Below are 16,832 nucleotides of genomic sequence, written 5' to 3' on the forward strand. Positions count from 1 at the left end.
CATTCAGCTGGAAAAGTATCGTTATCTTTTTCAATGCGCAAAGGAAAGCAATGATTTTGATTCATTTATGAAATTCGCAGTGTAGTTTTGTGCAATTTTTCAAATTTGCTCATTTATAGTATGATATAGCAATCGGATTATTTTACGCAGTTGGTATCTTTATCGGCATTGGTATTTTCTTTGTGGGTGGTCTGATGACAATGTCCGGTACAGGCTGGGGAGCGTCACTATTTGGAGGTTTTTGCTTTGCCCTTGTATTCGGTTTAATATGCCATGCTATTATTACATTAAAACGACATGATTAAAATGAAAAAAGCTGCTTGCGGTTAATAAAAAAACCGTTGTGTGGGCAGCAAAATTTTAATGCAATAAAGAAAAAGCCAAACGGCGGTTTTGACAAAATCAAAGCCGCTGTTTCTTTTTATCTTCTCAAGAAATGACGCGGTACCACTGGTAAAAGCGGCGGCTATAGGAGGAAGCCGCCATGAGCTATAAACCATATCAACAAATTCTTACATTCTTTGACTTATCAAAAAAAGCCCGACTACCACCGGGGATGTTTCTACCCCTGAATATGAACTTTTAAATCATCTAAATACTGCTGTTAATTCCTTTGCGTCTGTCTGCGTCTTGCAGTCAGGCGCTTTTTTCTGTTTATTCGGGACTTCGCAAAATAGCAGGGCCTTTTATAAAATTTTTCTCCGATCTTGGTTGCCAAATTGCGGTTTCCATGATTACCCCTGCGAAAGGGAGGAGAACTATCACCCGCCTTTGCGGCTGCGAAGGGAGGTGAGAAAATGAAAAACTCCTATGAGCAGCGTGTTCAAAATCAGTTTGGCGGTTTTTGTACCAGGGTTTTGAAGAACGAGGCCAACCGTATTCTGAATGAATACGCAAGGCAGCGTGACCGCGAGAAATCTCTGGATGAACTATCGCCGGACGAGCTGGCACAGGCCGCCTCCTATGACAAGTATTTTCAGGACGAATATGTCTTTGAAGTGCTTGGGCAGAAAGTGTTTGTGGTCGGTGATCTGCTGGCAGAGGCTCTGTCACAGTTGCCGGAGGACAAGCGGGATGTAATCCTGCTGTCCTACTTCCTGGGAATGACGGACCGTGAAATAAGCGAACAGCTTAATGTGGTTCGTCAGGCTATCAGTAAACGGCGCAGCGGTATCCTCAAAGAACTGCGTGAGTATTTGGAAAAGGAGGGATTTGAATGGCCCGAAACATAAGAGAGCCCATACCGCTGCCAGTGATCCTGGCAGCCTCAGAGGGTGACGAGAGAGCCTTAAATGCTGTACTCAATCATTACAAGGGCTATATTCGTTTCCTCGCCATGAGACCTATGAAAGATGAATATGGCAACGAACACCTCTATGTGGACGAAGATATGAGGCTTCGCCTGGAGGCTAAACTGCTGTATAGCATTGTAACAGGTTTCAAGGTTCTGCCGGTCTAAGGTACATATTACAGGCGTGTTTTGTCCTCTCTTTCCTCGCCTGGTATTTGAACCGGATCGGAGCCATAAATGCACCTTGACAAAGAAAGTCCGGACGATAACTCCGTGACAGCATAGGACAGGCAGATACATTCTCTTTCGGTGGAGCCATCTGGCAGGTGCGCCATGACCTTTTTAAGCGAGCGATCAATACCATGCCACAAAACAGCTTTGGCAGGCTGTGGGCCATGATACCCAAAGAGGACAATGATACTCCCTTACAGCCATCAGTTCGAGCGTTGATAGCGTCGCAAGCAATGGGTAGGGCCGGATGAGAACCATGCGGGGGTGAAATTCCCGTGGAGCCATGCTAATGGCCGTCTGTTTTGTCCTTTTTAATATGGATAAATCGAAAACTTTTTATTAGCAGCTGACAATTCATATAAAGCGCGGCATAATGATGATAGAAGTTATGTTTTGTATGATTGATCGGCTGCTGAAAGGAGGACATTATGAACCAGGCCGAAAATCGTACACCTGGCAATGTCCCCGAACAGAGAACTTACAAGGTTGAAGATATAGCCGTGATGTTAAATATCGGCCGTACTTCTGCATATAACCTTGTGAAAGAGGGACATTTCAAAACCGTTCGAGTTGGTAATGCCATACGAATTTCCAAAAAATCATTTGACGAATGGTTAGACGCTCAGGCGTTCTAACGGACAAAGAAAGGAAGATCGATCATGGCATCCATCATCAAACGAAAAAAAGCATATTCTGTTGTTTACAACTACATAGACGAAAATGGAGAAACGAAACAAAAGTGGGAAACCTGGCATACCCATAAAGAGGCTCTAAAACGGAAAGCGGAGGTTGAGAACCAGATCAACACCGGTACTTTTCTTCCTCCCAACAATCAGAAAGTATCTGATTTTCTGTATGATTTTGTTTCCACCTATGGGGCAAAACAATGGGGCGTGTCCATGTATGACAGTCAAACCGCCCTGATCGCCAACTACATCAATCCGATTATCGGTGATATGGAGGTTCAGGCAATTACTCCCCGTGTGGTAGATAAATACATTCAGACTCTCCAAAAGACCCCTCCTGTTTGTAAGAGGAACCGAAAACCGAAAACAGAGTTTATTTCCAATCAGAACATTGAGAAGATCATCAAACTTCTCCGCTGTGCCTTTAAGCAGGCTGTCCGCTGGGAGCTGATTGCAAAAAATCCCTTTGAGAATACCGTATTACCGAAAACAGAGTACAAGAAACGTGACATCTGGGACGCCGATACCATCCGTATCGCTCTGGACCAGTGTACTGACAGCAAATTGTATGTTGCTATGAACCTTGCATTTGCGTGTTCTTTGCGGATGGGAGAAATTCTTGGTCTGACCTGGAAGAATGTCCACATTGAGGATGAAAACATAGCGGCGGATAATGCCTATGTTTACATTGAGGCAGAGCTGATAAGGGCTTCCAAACAGGCGATTGAAATGATAGGAGAAAAAGATATTTTCCATATCTTCACTCCGCTTATGCCTAACACCAGCACACGGCTGATCTTGAAAAAACCGAAAACAAAATCAAGTGAGAGAAAAGTCTGGCTGCCGAAAACCGTTGCTTATATCCTCCGTGAATGGAAAAAAGCACAGGATGAGCTAAAGAGCTTCCTCGGTGAGGAATACCAAGATTATGATTTAGTGGTTGCCCTGCCTAATGGCAGGCCATGTGAGAACCGGATTATTGAGAAAGAATTTTCTCTGCTGAAAGAAAAAGCCGGATTGCCTAATGTGGTGTTCCACTCTCTCAGACATTCCAGCACTACTTATAAGCTGAAACTCAACCACGGCGATCTGAAAGCCACCCAGGGGGACACGGGCCACGCTGAAATTGATATGATTACAAAAGTGTACGCCCACATCCTCGACGAGGACCGTAAGATCAATGCCCAGAAGTTTGAGAGTGCCTTTTATGCTAATCCTGATCTGCGGAATGTAAAGCCTCCCCAGGAGCCGGAACAGCCTCAAGCACAAACCTTAGACCTGGCGGCATTGGTGGAACAGCTCCAAAAATCCCCGGAGCTTGCAAGCACCCTGGCAGCATTGCTTACCGCTCAAAAGGCTGGCTAAAATCTCAAATTAGCAAGAAGTCCATTTTTCTTAGCAAGCTCTCCATTTTAGTTCGTTTCCAATTAGCAAAAAATTCATTGTAACGCATAAACAAAAAAGTAACCCTCCAACCCTGGTAGATGGTTTTAACAAAAGGCTGCGGCTGAACAAAAAAAGCTGCAAACCCTTATGAATAAAGGCTTGCAGCGTTGTTCGCTGGCGTCCATGAGAGGATTTGAACCTCCGACCCCACGCTTAGGAGGCGTGTGCTCTATCCAGCTGAGCTACATGGACATTTATCAAAATATTAAGTTTTATGCAAGATTTAGACTCGAACCATCTACCGCTTAGGAGGCGACCACTCTATCCTAAACAACAAAGGAGGATAAAAATAGAAAATATTAAGCTCAATGATCTATCAGGGAGTATTACACTCCAGTTTTTTGAAGCGATGTCTCAGCGGGTACCCATTGCAGCTATCTACGAACTTTATCAGGTTTTAGAGGGGCTATATGAACTGGGGGCAAAGAACGAAGTGGCAATCGTTCTCGATATCTTGATTTTGTGGTCTGACATACAGTACCCGCAGCTGTTTGAGAAAGTTCAAAGAGAACGTTCTCTGACGAAAGATTTTGCGGGCGAAGTACTGACTGATTTGGGGGAGATTCTCAGCGAATACCTGTAAAATTTATAGGTGTGTACCAAGCCGATGGGCTTGGTTTTTTTATGCCTAAATTTTGGGACAAGCAAATCCTCTTTCTTGCAAACATAGGAATAGAGAAAGTATGTGAGAGGAGTGATCTGATTGAAAAGACAAGCGGTACAGGTGCGATACGAGTTTTCCAGAGAAGAGAATGCGAGAGAGATTTTTCTGCGATCCTTTCGACTTTTCCTTACCCGGAGCCTTGCGGAAGGAGTTCAAAACGCGGTACAATTGCAATGATGAATGGCAGCTTATCTCAGGAGGTAGCAAATGTACTTAGAGATAAGCAATCCCATGGAATACCATGCGGCTTTATACATCAGATTATCGAAGGAGGATGAGAGCGAGGGACCATCTCAGAGCGTCCAGAACCAGGAGTCTCTGCTGCGGGAGTTTGTGCAGCAGCACCGGCTGAGCGTCTACGACACCTATGTGGACGACGGTTGGAGCGGCACCAGTTTTGACCGGCCCAGCTTCCAGCGGATGATCGCCGACATCGAGGCCAAGAAGGTCAATATGGTCATTACCAAGGACCTCTCCCGCCTGGGCCGGGACTACATCCTGACCGGCCACTACATGGAGCGGTACTTCCCGGAACACCGGGTGCGGTACATCTCCCTGCTGGACGGCATCGACACCGGTGTGGACTCTACCGCCAATGACATCACCCCGTTCCGTGCCATCATGAACGACATGTACGCCAAGGATATTTCCAAGAAGATCAAGAGTGTCAAGCGGGATAAGCAGCGGAAGGGGCAGTTCATCGGCGGAAAGCCAGTGTATGGCTACAAGATGCACCCCACGGAGAAAAACAAGATTGTCATTGATGAGGAAGTAGCTCCGGTGGTGCGGCGGATCTTTGCATTGGCCCTTTCAGGTATGAGTTGCCGTAAGATTGCGACTACACTCAATAAAGAAGGTATCCCCACACCGGCCACCTACTGCGGCTGGAAGGTTGGAACCCCCGGACCTTACACCGGCTTATGGAGCGGCGAGCGGATTTCTGAAATGCTGAAAAACGAGACTTACATTGGCAATATGGTCCAGGGACGCAGTGTGAAGATCAGCTACAAGTCCAAGAAGTGCCTGAAACAGGACCCGGCCAACTGGGTGATCGTAGAGGGGACCCATGAACCTTTGGTGGATGCGGAGACCTTTCAGAAGGTGCAACTGCTGGTGAACAGCCGCAAGCACACACGGAGCCGGACCTACGATTTTCTTCTGAAGGGATTGATTTTCTGCCACGAGTGCGGCTACCCTTTGGCGGTACTCAACCGAAAAAACGCCAGGGGAGAGGATGTGCTGTACTTCGTCTGCCGGACCTACCAGCGCTTTACCAAAGCGGGTGTCTGTACCTGTCATTCCATCAAGGAGAAGACGGTCACTGATGCGGTCATTCGCAAGGTGAGGGAAGTCTGTCGGGCATATCTGGATCCAGACGAACTGTTGCCCATGGCCCAGGAAGCTGTGGAGCATGCCCAAAAGCAGAGTAGTCTGGAAACGGAGCTCCAGGCCATCCAGGCCAGGATCAACAGTCTTACGGCCAACCTGGACCGGATGTACACCGACCGGCTCAACGGATTGCTGCCCGAGGAGGACTTCCAGCGCATCTTCGGCAGGGTCAAACTGGAGCGGGAGCAGCTGGAGGAAAAGCGGCAGGCCCTGGAGTTTCAGAAAAAAAGCCCCGTCCGCAGTGAGGACAGGGCCAGGGAACTGGTACAGCGATTTATCGAGACGGCAGGAGAGAGCCGGGAACTGTTGGTCAGCCTTATTGAGCGGGTGGAGCTGACCGAGGATAAGGAAGTCATCATCAAATTCCGTTTCGCCCAACTGGATGAGGCAAGCCAGAATTCGCAAGGGATTGCGCCGTTTGAGACGGCGTAATTTTCCGGAGCCAATCGCTTACAGTAGGCGTGTCGCTATGTATCCCGCATTGAAAAGAGGGCTTTAGAAAAGCTGCAGGAGGGGATGGATGGCTGGATGCCATAAAAAAATATCCATAGAAATCATAGGCGTTTAGCTATGGAAATAATAAAGAAACAGGAAAAAATATAGGGAAATTAAGGAGTAAAAAGTAGATGTAATAAATAATTTTTTATACAAAATGTCAAGACAATTAGTGGAGGAGAGGGGGGAGGAAAAAATGATATTGCATTTTTGACATGAATGTAATATAATGGGACCGCAGTATAGGAAGCGGGTCTATGGACCAACCATGAAACGCCCTATAGGGCGTTTGCTCTTTCCAAGTGGAAAGAGCAAACGAAAAAATGGAATTGGAGGAAAGAGAACATGAAAAAGAAACTAGCACTTGCTCTGTCCATGGTCATGATCCTCAGTCTGGCACTGACCGGCTGTGGGAACAATGACAAGGGTAGCAACACCAGCTCCACTAGCGGTGGCAGCAATACCTCTGCCAGCACCTCTACTCCCAACAACGAAACTCCCTCTGGTGAGAAGGTGGATATCACCATCGCCACCGGCTCCACCAGCGCAAACTACTATGCTATCGGTAACGTAATGGCCACCGTCCTCAATCCCGTTCTGACCAAGGGGAACATCGGTGTTACCTCTACCGGCGCCTCCGCCGCTAACGTTCAGCTGCTCCAGGATAATGAGGTCAACTTCGCCATTATCCAGAACGACGTAGCTTACTATGCCGCTACTGGTACTGACCTGTTCGACGGCGAAGACCCCTATGAGGACTGGGGTGCCCTGTGTGCCCTGTATGACGAGGTGGTCCAGGTGTTCACCCTGAATCCCGACATCAAGACCTTCACTGACCTGAAGGGTAAGACCGTTTCCGTCGGCGCTTCCGGTTCCGGCGACAACTTCGCCGCTGGTCAGATTTTTGCTGAGTTTGGCATGACCTTTAACGACGTAAACCCCGTTTACCAGTCCTACTCTGACTCCGCCGAGGGCATGAAGGATGGCAAGATCGACGCCGCTTTCTGTGTGTCTGGCGCCCCCACCACCGCTCTGGTGGACTTGGCTGCGACTGCCAACAAGCCTCTGAATGTCATCACTCTGGAAGACGAGCACATTGAAAACCTGATGGCTGCTTACCCCTTCTATGCTAAGACCGTGATCCCCGCCGGCACCTATGACGGCCTGGACCGCGATACCACCACCGTCAGCATCCGCGCCATGCTGGTGTGCCGGAATGACGTGCCTGAGGATGTGGTGTATGAACTGATGACCGCTATGTTTGACAACCAGGCCAGCTTGGCTGACGGTCACGCCAAGTTTAAGGAGCTCTCCCTGGAAGGCGCTGTCGCTGGCGTCAGCATCCCCTATCATCCCGGCGCTGAGAAGTATCTGACCGAGCAGGGTGCCACTCTGAGCTGAGTGTCTGTTCTTAGACGCGACTGATAACGCTTTGTGAATAAGAACAAAGTTTTGGTAGCCGCGGCCGCGATAGTCTGTCTGGTTATCGCGGCCGCAGTGTTTATGCTCCGCCCGGAAGGCCATCTGGTCATTCGTGATGCGGAGACTGGGGAAACCTACATCTCTTATCCGTTGGAGCGGGGAGAGGAATTTTCCATCACCTTTATCCATTCCGTCAACAAGACGCCTGTGACGGATGTGTATGACGTGGATGAGAGGGGCATAATCATGCTGCGGAAGACCATCTACTATGGGTTTGGTGCCGGGGTGCCCTCTGACTTGGACCCTAAAATGGAGCTGACCTATGAAGAGGGAACAGGCGCCATGGTGGTCTCTAAGATTGATATGGAGCTTCCCAGCTTTTATCTTTTTGTGGGCACAGTATCCGATCACACGCTATCGATTGGCGGAGAGGAGATCAGTCTGCGGGATGTGTGCGGACGGAATACCAAGGTCCACATCAGCTACGAAAATTCGCGTATCTTTCCATAGCGTTTTGGAAGATCAAAGAAGCCCCCAGCTTTACGCTTTGTAAAAATTTGGTTGTGATCTCGGAGAGGGAATGGAAGACGTAGCCGAGTGCGGCCAAAGAGCGGACCTGAAGCAGAGTTTCTTTTATCAAAAGATACGATTTTTAGCAAAGGAGGCATCTCTGTGGAAGATCAGGATAAGAAAACTGTAAACACCGCACCGGCAGAAAATGGCGCAAATGTGCAGGCCGATGTTGATGAGATTATGAAAAAATACGACCGTGAGTCAAACGTTCGTATTTGGGAAGGTGTGCCGAAGTATGTGGTCAGTGGCCTGCTGATCGCATTCAGCCTGTTCCTGATGTGGATGAATCTGGTATCCACCTGGAGCGAAACCAAGCGCCGTCCCCTGTTCCTGGGTCTGGTGATTCTGCTGGTATTCATTGTGTTCCCTATGCGCAAGGGCGCTGTTCAGCGAGTCAACCGTATCCCTTGGTACGATATTATTCTGGCCATCGTTGGGGCCAGCCCCTACCTTTATTTCTTCTTCAATGAGCAGGATCTGATGATTCGCGCTACCCGCATCAACCAGCTGGAGGTTGTGCTGGGCATTGTGGGAGCCTTGATCCTCTTTGAATGCTGCCGGCGTGTGGTAGGCCTGCCCATCCTGGTAGTGGCCACCTGTTTCATCGCCTACGCTTTCTATGATGGAAAGTCGCTGAAGCGCATCGTCTATGACCTGTTTTATACTACCAACGGCATCCACGGCACCCCCATCGGCGTGTGCTCTACTTACATCGCGCTGTTCATCATCTTCGGTGCTTTCCTGGAGGCTACCGGAATTAGTAATTTCTTTATTTCCTGCGCCAATGCTCTGGCTGGCTGGGCCACCGGTGGTCCCGCTAAGGTGGCCGTTATTTCCTCCGCACTGTGCGGCATGGTGTCGGGCTCCTCTGTGGGCAACACCGTGACTACTGGTTCTGTTACCATCCCCATGATGAAAAAGACCGGCTATCCCCCCGAATTCGCGGGCGCTGTTGAGGCGTCGGCCTCCACAGGCGGTCAGATCATGCCGCCCATTATGGGCGCTGCCGCCTTCCTGATGGCGGAGATGGTGGGTGTACCGTACAGCGATATTATCAGACGGGCCATCCTGCCTGCTATTTTGTACTTTACTGGCATCTTCCTCCAGGTGCATCTGCGCGCTAAACGTCTGGATCTGAAGGGTATTCCCAGAAACGAGCTGCCCAAGTGGGGTCAGCTGCTCCCGAAGATCTACCTGCTGATTCCTCTGGTGGTACTGGTGGTCATCATTATGAGCGGTTATACCATGGCCCGCTCCGCTATTATCGCGACCATCCTTTGTATCGTTATCAGCCTGGTGGATAAAGCGGTAGACACCTTCTTCTATCATCAGAAGAACGATACCAGCATCTTCACCTTCCTTCGGGCTTTAGAGAACGGCGCCCGTAACTGTCTGTCCATTGGCATTGCCTGCGGTGTGGCCGGCATCATTGCCGGTGTGGTCACCCTGACCGGCCTGGGCCAGATCTTCATCAGTGCCATCGTGGGTGTGGCCAATGGCCAGCTGATGATCGCCCTGTTCTTCACCATGATCACCTGTATCGTCCTGGGTATGGGCGTGCCTACCACAGCCAACTACATCATCATGGCTACCACTTGTGCCCCCATCCTAGTTACTGGTATGAACATGGACCCCATCGCTGCCAATATGTTCGTGTTCTACTTCGGCATTGTGGCGGACATTACGCCTCCTGTGGCTCTGGCAGCTTACGCTGGTTCTGCCATCGCCAAGGCGAACCCCATGAAGACGGCCTTCCAGGCGACCCGTCTGGCTATCGCCGCTTTCCTGATTCCCTATATCTTTGCTTTGAATCCCGCAATGCTGTTCATTAACTCCACTCCCTTCCAGGTTGTTCAGATCATTATCACCAGCTTTATCGGCATGGCGGGTGTGGCCGCTGGCCTTGAGGGCTATCTGATTAAGAACATGAACGTACTGGAGCGGATCATGGTAGCCGCAGGCGGTCTGGCTATGCTGATTCCCGGCACCGTTACCGACCTGATCGGTGTGGGCTTAGTAGTTGTGGTCATTGTATTCCAGCTCCTGCACAAAGATAAGAAGGCCGTAGCCTAAGCTATCAAGTGATCCCAAAACGCAAGAAAACACGTCTCGGCTAGGATAGTCCATTTGGAAAAGGCCTTTGCCTGTTTGTTATCGCCAGTCAAAAGAACGCCGCCCATACGAAAGTATGGGCGGCGCCTTTTTATCCGCTATTTTTATTCGCAGGATTGTTTTTCTCTCCAGTTACATGTATAATAAACGGGTATTTTAATCTCACGCAGATCCTACCCGGTTGCGGGCAGAGAAACAGGAGGAGAGCGTTCATGGAAAAGCTGTTGGAACTGTTGGAACAGGACTGCACCATGCCGGTGGCCGCGCTGGCTGCGGCTGCTGGAGTGCCTGAGGCAGAGGCAAAGGCAGCCATTCAAACATACGAGGAAGACCGCACGATTTTGGGGTATCAGGCCATCATCGACTGGGACCGGGTACGCAGGGAGAATGTTACGGCTCTAATCGAGGTCAAGGTCACCCCACAGACTATCAGCGGTTTTGACCGTATCGCGGAGCGTATCTACCAATATGACGAAGTGGAGAGCATGTACCTCATGAGCGGCTCCTTCGACTTGACGGTTATCATTTCGGGCCGCACCCTGCGGGAGGTAGCCCAGTTTGTAGGCGAGCGGCTGGCCCCTATTGAGGGAGTCACCGGCACTGCGACTCACTTTATTTTGAAGAAATACAAAGAGAAGCACTTGGTGTTCCGGCCCCAGGATCCGGAGGAAAGGGAGTATATCTTTACATGAATTACGATCATATTCTGAATGAGAAGATCCAAGGGGTCAAGCCTTCTGGTATCCGCAAGTTTTTTGATATCCTGGAGGAGATGACAGACGCAATCTCTCTGGGCATCGGAGAGCCTGACTTTGTTACCCCTTGGCACATCCGGGACGCTGGTATCTACTCCCTGGAGCGGGGACACACCAAGTATACCTCGAACGCCGGTATGCTCCAGCTCCGGCGAGAGATCGCCGCCTATCTTAACCGCCGCTTTGATCTGCAATATGACTACACCGACCAGATTCTGGTCACTGTGGGCGGCAGCGAGGCCATTGACCTGGCCCTCCGGGTACTGGTCAACCCTGGCGACGAGGTCATCGTGCCTGTGCCCTCCTTTGTCTGTTATGGACCGTTGACTGAAATGGCCGGGGGCGTGCCCAAGTATGTGGAACTAAAGGTAGAAAACAATTTCCGCCTGACCCCGGAGGAGCTGAAAGCGGCCATCACAGATAAGACCAAGGTTCTGGTACTGCCGTTTCCCTGTAACCCCACAGGCGGAATCATGGAGCGCAAGGATTTGGAGGCCATCGCTGAGGTCCTCCGCGGCAGCGATATTATGGTCATCTCTGACGAGATCTACGCGGAGTTGACCTATGGCCAGCGCCATGTGTCCCCCGCAAACCTGACCGATATGTATGAGCGGACCGTAGTGGTCAACGGCTTCTCCAAGAGCCACGCCATGACCGGCTGGCGTATGGGCTACGTCTGTGCCCCCAAACCAATCATTGCAGCCATGACAAAGCTCCATCAATTCGGCATCATGTCCGCCCCCACCACTAGCCAGTATGCCGCGGTGGAGGCCATGCGCAACGGCGACGGAGACATCGAGCATATGCGGGAGGAGTACGACCGCCGCCGCAGATACCTGGTGGAAAACCTGAACCGGATCGGTCTGAGCTGCTTCGAGCCCAAGGGCGCCTTCTATGTGTTCCCCGATATCCGCTCCACCGGTCTATCCAGTGAGGAGTTCTGTGAGCGATTCCTCATGGAAGAGAAGGTGGCTGTCATTCCTGGAAACGCCTTTGGCCTTGGTGGCGAGGGCTTTGTCCGGGCCTGCTACGCGGCATCTATGAAGGACATTGCCGAGTCTATCTCCCGGCTGGATAACTTCCTGGTCAACCTGCGCCGCCGGCAGGGACATGTGGGGCAGTAAAGCCCGCTGACGGGGCCCTGGGTAGGTGGACAGATGAGAGCCCATGACTCCAGCGGCCTTCTGAAAAAATAAAAGAGAATGAGGAATCTGCCATGAATGTAGTATGTTTAGATATGGAGGGCGTCCTGGTTCCAGAGATCTGGATCGCCTTTGCCCAAGCCAGCGGAATCCCGGAGCTGAAGCGCACCACACGGGATGAGCCCGACTATGACAAGTTGATGACCTGGCGGTTAGGAGTCTTGAAGGAGCATGGTCTGGGCCTAAAGGAGATTCAGGAGGTCATCTCCACCATAGATCCCCTGCCTGGGGCCAAGGAATTTCTGGACAAGCTGAGGGCCCAGACCCAGGTAATCATTTTGAGCGATACCTTTGAGCAGTTTGCCAAGCCCCTGATGGCCAAGCTGGGCTGGCCCACTCTGTTCTGTAATACCCTGAAGGTGGGGCCGGATGGGGCCATCACCGGCTATCAGATGCGCTGTGAGAAATCCAAGCTTACCACAGTAAAGGCGCTGCAGTCCTGTGGCTTTGACACCATCGCTGCCGGCGACAGCTTCAACGACCTTGGGATGATACAGGCCAGTAAGGCCGGGTTCCTTTTCAAGTCCACGGATGCCATCAAGGCGGCCCACCCGGAGCTGCCCGCATTTGAGGAGTTTGACGAGCTGCTGTCCGCCATCGAGGCTGCCCTCTGATCCGAGGAAAGGAGCGTAGGGGGCGCCGCCCTCGCCGCCCCGCCGGAATGGTGGCCGCCTGTGGCGGCCCCTGCATGAGGAAGAGAGCGTGGACCTGTGTTTGCCAAGTGTGCCCTCGGCGTGCTCCTACTGCTGGCTGTGTTCAGCTGGGTTTTGAATTTAGGGAGATTCTGCTCATTTTCCTGGCGGCCGCAGCGGTGGCGCTGGCCATCTGGTATCTGAAAACAGATGTGATCGGCTGGAGGAAAAGCTGGACCTTCTGCTGAAAGAGATGAGAAAAGATGAAAAAGATTGATCTGCCCTTCCGCCCTGCCAACATCCTGCTGCCCAGAGACTGCGACATGACTCTGTGGTCGGTGGTGGCCTGTGATCAGTACACCTCCCAGCCCGAGTATTGGCAGCGGGTGGAGGAACGGGTGGGAAAAGCCCCCTCGACCTTACGGCTCATCCTGCCGGAGAGCTGCTTGGAGGGGCCCAATGTGGAAACCGATATCATGGAGATCAACAATACCATGACCCGCTATCTTCGGGAAAACCGGTTTGTAGAATACCCTCACAGCATGATCTATGTGGAGCGTGCCATGACCAGCGGCAGGACCCGCCGGGGACTGGTGGGCATGGTGGACCTGGAGCGGTATGACTATGAGCCCGGCTCTGGGGCCATGGTCCGGGCTACGGAGGGGACCGTCCTCTCCCGTATCCCGCCCCGGGTAGCGGTGCGGAAGAACGCCCCCATCGAACTGCCTCACATTATGCTGTTGTCGGATGACCCGGAAAAGACCGTCATAGAGCCCTTAGCTGGCCAGACAGGTGGAATGGAGCTCCTCTACGACTTTGAATTGATGGAGGGCGGCGGCCACATCAGGGGCTGGAAGCTGACTCAGGAGCAGCTGGAGCAGGTGGAACAGGCTCTGGTTGCCCTGGCTGACCCAGTTGCGTTCCGGGAGAGATACGCCCTGAAGGATGCGCTTCCAGTTATGCTCTTTGCTGCCGGGGACGGCAACCACTCCCTGGCCACAGCCAAGGAGTGCTACGAGCGGCAGAAGAAGCTGGTCCCCCAGGATCAGTGGGACAGCCTGCCCTCACGGTATGCCCTGTGCGAGCTGGTCAATCTCCACGATGAGTCCCTGGAGTTTGAACCTATCCACCGGGTGGTGTTCGGTGTGGAGCCGGAGGAGCTGTTGTCCGCCCTGGAGGGATTTTATCCCGGTGCGTTCAGAGGCGGGGAGGCGGATGGCTGTGCACATATCCTGCCCTATATCTGTGCCGATGGGCAGGGACAGGTGGTGGTCCCCCACCCAAGTGCCCAGCTGCCGGTGGCTACGCTTCAGACCTTCCTGGACCAGTACATAGCCGCCAGACCTGGGGTCAAGATCGACTATATCCATGGGGAGCAGGTGGCCAGGGAACTGGCCCGGAACCGGCGGGATGCCATCGCCTTCCTGTTGCCTCCCATGGCCAAGGAGTCCCTGTTCCCCACAGTCATCCACGACGGCGTGCTGCCCAGAAAGACTTTCTCCATGGGCGAGGCACAGGAAAAACGCTTCTATCTGGAGGCCAGAAAGATCCGCTGAAAAAAATGAGGGCGGCGGGAGCCGCCGGGGAGGAAACTATGGAGGTCCAGGCCAACGCAAAACTGAATCTTACCCTGGACGTGCTGGGAAAACGACCCGACGGCTACCACGACATGAGGATGGTCATGCAGTCCATCACTCTCTCTGATACCTTGACGGTAAAGGAGAATGGTGGCCGGGGGCTGCGGGTAGGGACCAACCTCCACTTCCTGCCCAACAACGAAAAAAATCTGGCAGCCCAGGCGGCTCTCCGCTTCTGGGAGGCCAGGGGGATCGGGGTAAAGGGGCTGGATATCACCATCGAAAAGCGCATTCCTGTTTGTGCCGGTATGGCCGGAGGGAGCAGTGATGCCGCTGCTGTCCTCCGGGCCCTGAATCAGATGGAGGGAGAGCCCTTTTCTATTCTGGAACTGGCTAGGATCGGGGAGCGGGTGGGGTCCGATGTGCCCTACTGTGTGCTAGGGGGGACCGCTCTGGCAGAGGGCAGGGGAGAGGTCCTCACCCCTCTGCCCCCTCTGCCCCACTGTTGGGTTGTGGTGTGTAAGCCGCCCTTTCCCATCTCCACTCCGGAGCTGTTCGCCCAGTTGGACCGGGTCAGGGTGACACGGCGCCCGGACACTCAGGGGGTGATGGACGCTCTGGCGGCGGAGGATCTGGAGGGGGTTGCTCGAAGAATGTACAATGTATTTGAGGATGTCTTGCCCGACCGGCAGCGAAGCCGGGTAGCGGACATCAAAAACACTCTGATCCACTGCGGGGCGCTGGGAGCGACCATGAGCGGGACAGGGCCCTCCGCCTTTGGCCTTTTTACCCAGCTTGAGAAGGCAAAGAGTGCCTGCGAGCTGCTGCGGGAGCAGTACCGGGAAACTTTTTTGGCGGAAACGGTTTAAGAACATCAGGGGCCGTCCATACTGTAAGCACTTACTTACAGTGTGGACGGCCTTTTAAGGCCCCAAGGAGGACCTATGGACAGAAAACTGAAGCGGTGGGAGATGGCCCTGATGCTGGGCCTGCTGTGTGCTCTGGTGGGAGGGAGCTGGCTGGGTCAGGAGCAGCACGAGCTGGCGGACAGCGTTATCCGCTTTCATGTGATCGCAAACTCAGACAGCGCCCAGGACCAGGCGTTGAAGCTGGCAGTCCGGGACCGGGTGCTGGAGGAGGCACAAGCGGTCTACCCCTCCAACGCGACCCTGGAAAGTGCCCGGTCCGCGTTGGAGAGCAGTCTGACCCAACTGGCGGATGCCGGGCGACAGGTGGTGGAGGAGCAGGGCTATGACTACCCGGTGTCCGCCCAGTTGACCCAGTGCTGGTTCCCTACCAAGGAGTACGACGGCTTCGCCCTGCCCGCCGGGAACTATACGGCTCTCCGGGTGGTTATTGGGGAAGGCGAGGGGCAGAATTGGTGGTGTGTGGCCTTCCCGCCCCTGTGTCTGGGGGCGGCCAGCGAAACCGTAGATACCGCCGCACAGGCTGGCTATTTCAGTCAGGACCAGGTCAAACTAGTCACCGGCGAGAGCGAGGGCTATGTGCTAAAATTCAAGGGTATGGAGCTGCTGGGACAACTGGAAGCCTTTTTCAGCTAGTAAGAAACCACATTCTCGAAAAGGAAACGAAGTCCGGGCTGTAAACAGCCCGGACTTCGTTTATTCTTATAGTACCTTGGACAAAAAGAGCTGGGTGCGGGGATGCTGGGGATGGTCAAAAAAGGCCTTGGGCTCATTTTCCTCCAGGATCTGTCCGCCGTCCATGAACAGCACCCGGCTGCCCACCTCACGGGCAAAGCCCATCTCATGGGTGACCACCACCATGGTCATACCATCCTGCGCCAGCTCCTTCATAACGTCCAGAACCTCGCCTACCATCTCCGGGTCCAAAGCGGAGGTGGGCTCGTCAAAAAGCATGACCTCCGGGTCCATACAAAGTGCCCGGACAATGGCGATCCGCTGCTTCTGGCCACCGGAGAGCTGGCTGGGGTAGGCGCTGGCTCGGTCCGCCAGCCCTACCCGTTCCAGCAGGGTCATGGCCTGGGCCTCGGCCGCCTCCCTGCTCTTTTTCAGAAGCTGTGTAGGGGCCAGAGTCATATTTTTCAGGATGGTCATGTGAGGAAACAGGTTGAAATGCTGGAATACCATGCCCATTTTTTGACGGTACAGGTTGATGTCCGCCTTGGGGTTCGTGATATCGGCACCTTTGAAGAATATTTTACCTCCAGTGGGGAGCTCCAGGAGGTTTAAGCAGCGCAAGAAGGTGGACTTCCCTGACCCGGAGGGGCCGATGACCACGACTACCTCGCCCTTTTGTATTTGGGCGGAAACGCCGTCTAGGGCCTTGATCGCACCGCCGTTGAAGTACTTTTGCACCTTTTCGGCTTGGATGAT

17 protein-coding genes and 1 tRNA gene are annotated in these 16,832 nt (G+C 52.7%); 16 read left to right on the forward strand and 2 right to left on the reverse strand.

Going from position 1 to position 16,832, the window contains the following annotated elements; genetic code table 11:
- Positions 1-797 precede the first annotated feature (797 nt).
- From ACEVJK_RS10275 to ACEVJK_RS10290, 4 genes are all read left to right on the forward strand, one after another.
- Positions 798-1,232, forward strand: a complete 435-nt coding sequence (locus tag ACEVJK_RS10275) for an RNA polymerase sigma factor (RefSeq protein WP_105310305.1) — start codon at positions 798-800, stop codon at positions 1,230-1,232.
- Positions 1,217-1,459 carry a helix-turn-helix domain-containing protein gene (locus tag ACEVJK_RS10280; protein ID WP_118213098.1) on the forward strand — a complete coding sequence of 81 codons (243 nt, stop codon included), beginning with the start codon at positions 1,217-1,219 and terminating at the stop codon, positions 1,457-1,459. Before ACEVJK_RS10275 ends, ACEVJK_RS10280 begins: the two co-directional genes overlap by 16 nt.
- A 491-nt stretch (positions 1,460-1,950) precedes the next feature.
- Positions 1,951-2,157, forward strand: coding sequence for a helix-turn-helix domain-containing protein (locus ACEVJK_RS10285; protein WP_105310303.1), 207 nt, complete (start codon positions 1,951-1,953; stop codon positions 2,155-2,157).
- Between the two features lie 24 nt (positions 2,158-2,181).
- A complete protein-coding gene (locus tag ACEVJK_RS10290) occupies positions 2,182-3,573 on the forward strand; it encodes a site-specific integrase (RefSeq protein ID WP_166462229.1) in 1,392 nt (463 codons plus the stop codon).
- Between the two features lie 196 nt (positions 3,574-3,769).
- Here ACEVJK_RS10290 and ACEVJK_RS10295 read toward each other — a convergent pair.
- Positions 3,770-3,846, reverse strand: a tRNA-Arg gene (locus tag ACEVJK_RS10295).
- Positions 3,847-3,868: 22 nt separating this feature from the next.
- Between ACEVJK_RS10295 and ACEVJK_RS10300 the strand changes: the two genes are divergently transcribed.
- The 12 genes from ACEVJK_RS10300 to spoIIR all read left to right on the forward strand — a co-directional run bounded on the left by ACEVJK_RS10300 (position 3,869) and on the right by spoIIR (position 16,037).
- Entirely contained in the window at positions 3,869-4,237 is a 369-nt protein-coding gene (locus ACEVJK_RS10300) for a hypothetical protein (protein WP_374740507.1), read from the forward strand.
- 288 nt (positions 4,238-4,525) lie between these two features.
- On the forward strand, positions 4,526-6,139 hold the full coding sequence (locus tag ACEVJK_RS10305; protein WP_374740508.1) for a recombinase family protein: 1,614 nt from the start codon (positions 4,526-4,528) through the stop codon (positions 6,137-6,139).
- 408 nt (positions 6,140-6,547) lie between these two features.
- Entirely contained in the window at positions 6,548-7,603 is a 1,056-nt protein-coding gene (locus ACEVJK_RS10310; protein ID WP_147571449.1) for a TAXI family TRAP transporter solute-binding subunit, read from the forward strand.
- 33 nt (positions 7,604-7,636) lie between these two features.
- Positions 7,637-8,134 carry a DUF1850 domain-containing protein gene (locus tag ACEVJK_RS10315; protein ID WP_147571448.1) on the forward strand — a complete coding sequence of 166 codons (498 nt, stop codon included), beginning with the start codon at positions 7,637-7,639 and terminating at the stop codon, positions 8,132-8,134.
- 162 nt (positions 8,135-8,296) lie between these two features.
- On the forward strand, positions 8,297-10,270 hold the full coding sequence (locus ACEVJK_RS10320) for a TRAP transporter permease (RefSeq protein ID WP_262668844.1): 1,974 nt from the start codon (positions 8,297-8,299) through the stop codon (positions 10,268-10,270).
- 251 nt (positions 10,271-10,521) lie between these two features.
- Positions 10,522-11,001, forward strand: a complete 480-nt coding sequence (locus ACEVJK_RS10325; protein WP_147571446.1) for an Lrp/AsnC family transcriptional regulator — start codon at positions 10,522-10,524, stop codon at positions 10,999-11,001.
- Positions 10,998-12,188, forward strand: a complete 1,191-nt coding sequence (locus ACEVJK_RS10330; protein WP_374740509.1) for an aminotransferase class I/II-fold pyridoxal phosphate-dependent enzyme — start codon at positions 10,998-11,000, stop codon at positions 12,186-12,188. The genes ACEVJK_RS10325 and ACEVJK_RS10330 overlap by 4 nt, the downstream gene beginning before the upstream one ends.
- 92 nt (positions 12,189-12,280) lie before the next feature.
- Positions 12,281-12,880 (forward strand): bifunctional phosphoserine phosphatase/homoserine phosphotransferase ThrH, encoded by a 600-nt coding sequence (gene thrH / locus ACEVJK_RS10335; protein WP_374740510.1) that lies wholly within the window; start codon positions 12,281-12,283, stop codon positions 12,878-12,880.
- 74 nt (positions 12,881-12,954) lie between these two features.
- Complete coding sequence (locus tag ACEVJK_RS10340) at positions 12,955-13,146, forward strand: hypothetical protein (RefSeq protein ID WP_374740511.1); 192 nt, start codon at positions 12,955-12,957, stop codon at positions 13,144-13,146.
- 15 nt (positions 13,147-13,161) lie between these two features.
- Entirely contained in the window at positions 13,162-14,454 is a 1,293-nt protein-coding gene (locus tag ACEVJK_RS10345) for a DUF1015 domain-containing protein (RefSeq protein WP_262668848.1), read from the forward strand.
- 38 nt (positions 14,455-14,492) lie between these two features.
- Positions 14,493-15,344: a 4-(cytidine 5'-diphospho)-2-C-methyl-D-erythritol kinase gene (gene ispE / locus ACEVJK_RS10350; protein ID WP_262668849.1), complete on the forward strand. Its 852-nt coding sequence runs from the start codon at positions 14,493-14,495 to the stop codon at positions 15,342-15,344.
- A gap of 75 nt (positions 15,345-15,419) precedes the next feature.
- A complete protein-coding gene (gene spoIIR / locus ACEVJK_RS10355; RefSeq protein WP_262668850.1) occupies positions 15,420-16,037 on the forward strand; it encodes a stage II sporulation protein R in 618 nt (205 codons plus the stop codon).
- 66 nt (positions 16,038-16,103) lie between these two features.
- Here spoIIR and ACEVJK_RS10360 read toward each other — a convergent pair whose 3' ends face one another.
- The gene (locus ACEVJK_RS10360) at positions 16,104-16,832 is read right to left on the reverse strand and encodes an amino acid ABC transporter ATP-binding protein (protein WP_147571702.1); all 729 of its coding nucleotides are present in this window, start codon (positions 16,830-16,832) and stop codon (positions 16,104-16,106) included.

It is taken from the genome of Flintibacter sp. P01028 (genome assembly GCF_041925235.1).
In the GTDB taxonomy this organism is placed as follows: domain Bacteria; phylum Bacillota; class Clostridia; order Oscillospirales; family Oscillospiraceae; genus Lawsonibacter; species Lawsonibacter aceti.

Excerpts from the sequence above, each read along its gene's own strand:
- ACEVJK_RS10275 (WP_105310305.1), top strand. The coding sequence starts at position 798 with ATGAAAAACTCCTATGAGCAGCGTGTTCAAAATCAGTTTGGCGGTTTT.
- ACEVJK_RS10280 (WP_118213098.1), top strand. The coding sequence starts at position 1,217 with ATGGCCCGAAACATAAGAGAGCCCATACCGCTGCCAGTGATCCTGGCA.
- ACEVJK_RS10285 (WP_105310303.1), top strand. The coding sequence starts at position 1,951 with ATGAACCAGGCCGAAAATCGTACACCTGGCAATGTCCCCGAACAGAGA.
- ACEVJK_RS10290 (WP_166462229.1), top strand. The coding sequence starts at position 2,182 with ATGGCATCCATCATCAAACGAAAAAAAGCATATTCTGTTGTTTACAAC.
- ACEVJK_RS10300 (WP_374740507.1), top strand. The coding sequence starts at position 3,869 with ATGCAAGATTTAGACTCGAACCATCTACCGCTTAGGAGGCGACCACTC.
- ACEVJK_RS10305 (WP_374740508.1), top strand. The coding sequence starts at position 4,526 with ATGTACTTAGAGATAAGCAATCCCATGGAATACCATGCGGCTTTATAC.
- ACEVJK_RS10310 (WP_147571449.1), top strand. The coding sequence starts at position 6,548 with ATGAAAAAGAAACTAGCACTTGCTCTGTCCATGGTCATGATCCTCAGT.
- ACEVJK_RS10325 (WP_147571446.1), top strand. The coding sequence starts at position 10,522 with ATGGAAAAGCTGTTGGAACTGTTGGAACAGGACTGCACCATGCCGGTG.
- ACEVJK_RS10330 (WP_374740509.1), top strand. The coding sequence starts at position 10,998 with ATGAATTACGATCATATTCTGAATGAGAAGATCCAAGGGGTCAAGCCT.
- thrH (WP_374740510.1), top strand. The coding sequence starts at position 12,281 with ATGAATGTAGTATGTTTAGATATGGAGGGCGTCCTGGTTCCAGAGATC.
- ACEVJK_RS10340 (WP_374740511.1), top strand. The coding sequence starts at position 12,955 with ATGAGGAAGAGAGCGTGGACCTGTGTTTGCCAAGTGTGCCCTCGGCGT.
- ACEVJK_RS10345 (WP_262668848.1), top strand. The coding sequence starts at position 13,162 with ATGAAAAAGATTGATCTGCCCTTCCGCCCTGCCAACATCCTGCTGCCC.
- ispE (WP_262668849.1), top strand. The coding sequence starts at position 14,493 with ATGGAGGTCCAGGCCAACGCAAAACTGAATCTTACCCTGGACGTGCTG.
- spoIIR (WP_262668850.1), top strand. The coding sequence starts at position 15,420 with ATGGACAGAAAACTGAAGCGGTGGGAGATGGCCCTGATGCTGGGCCTG.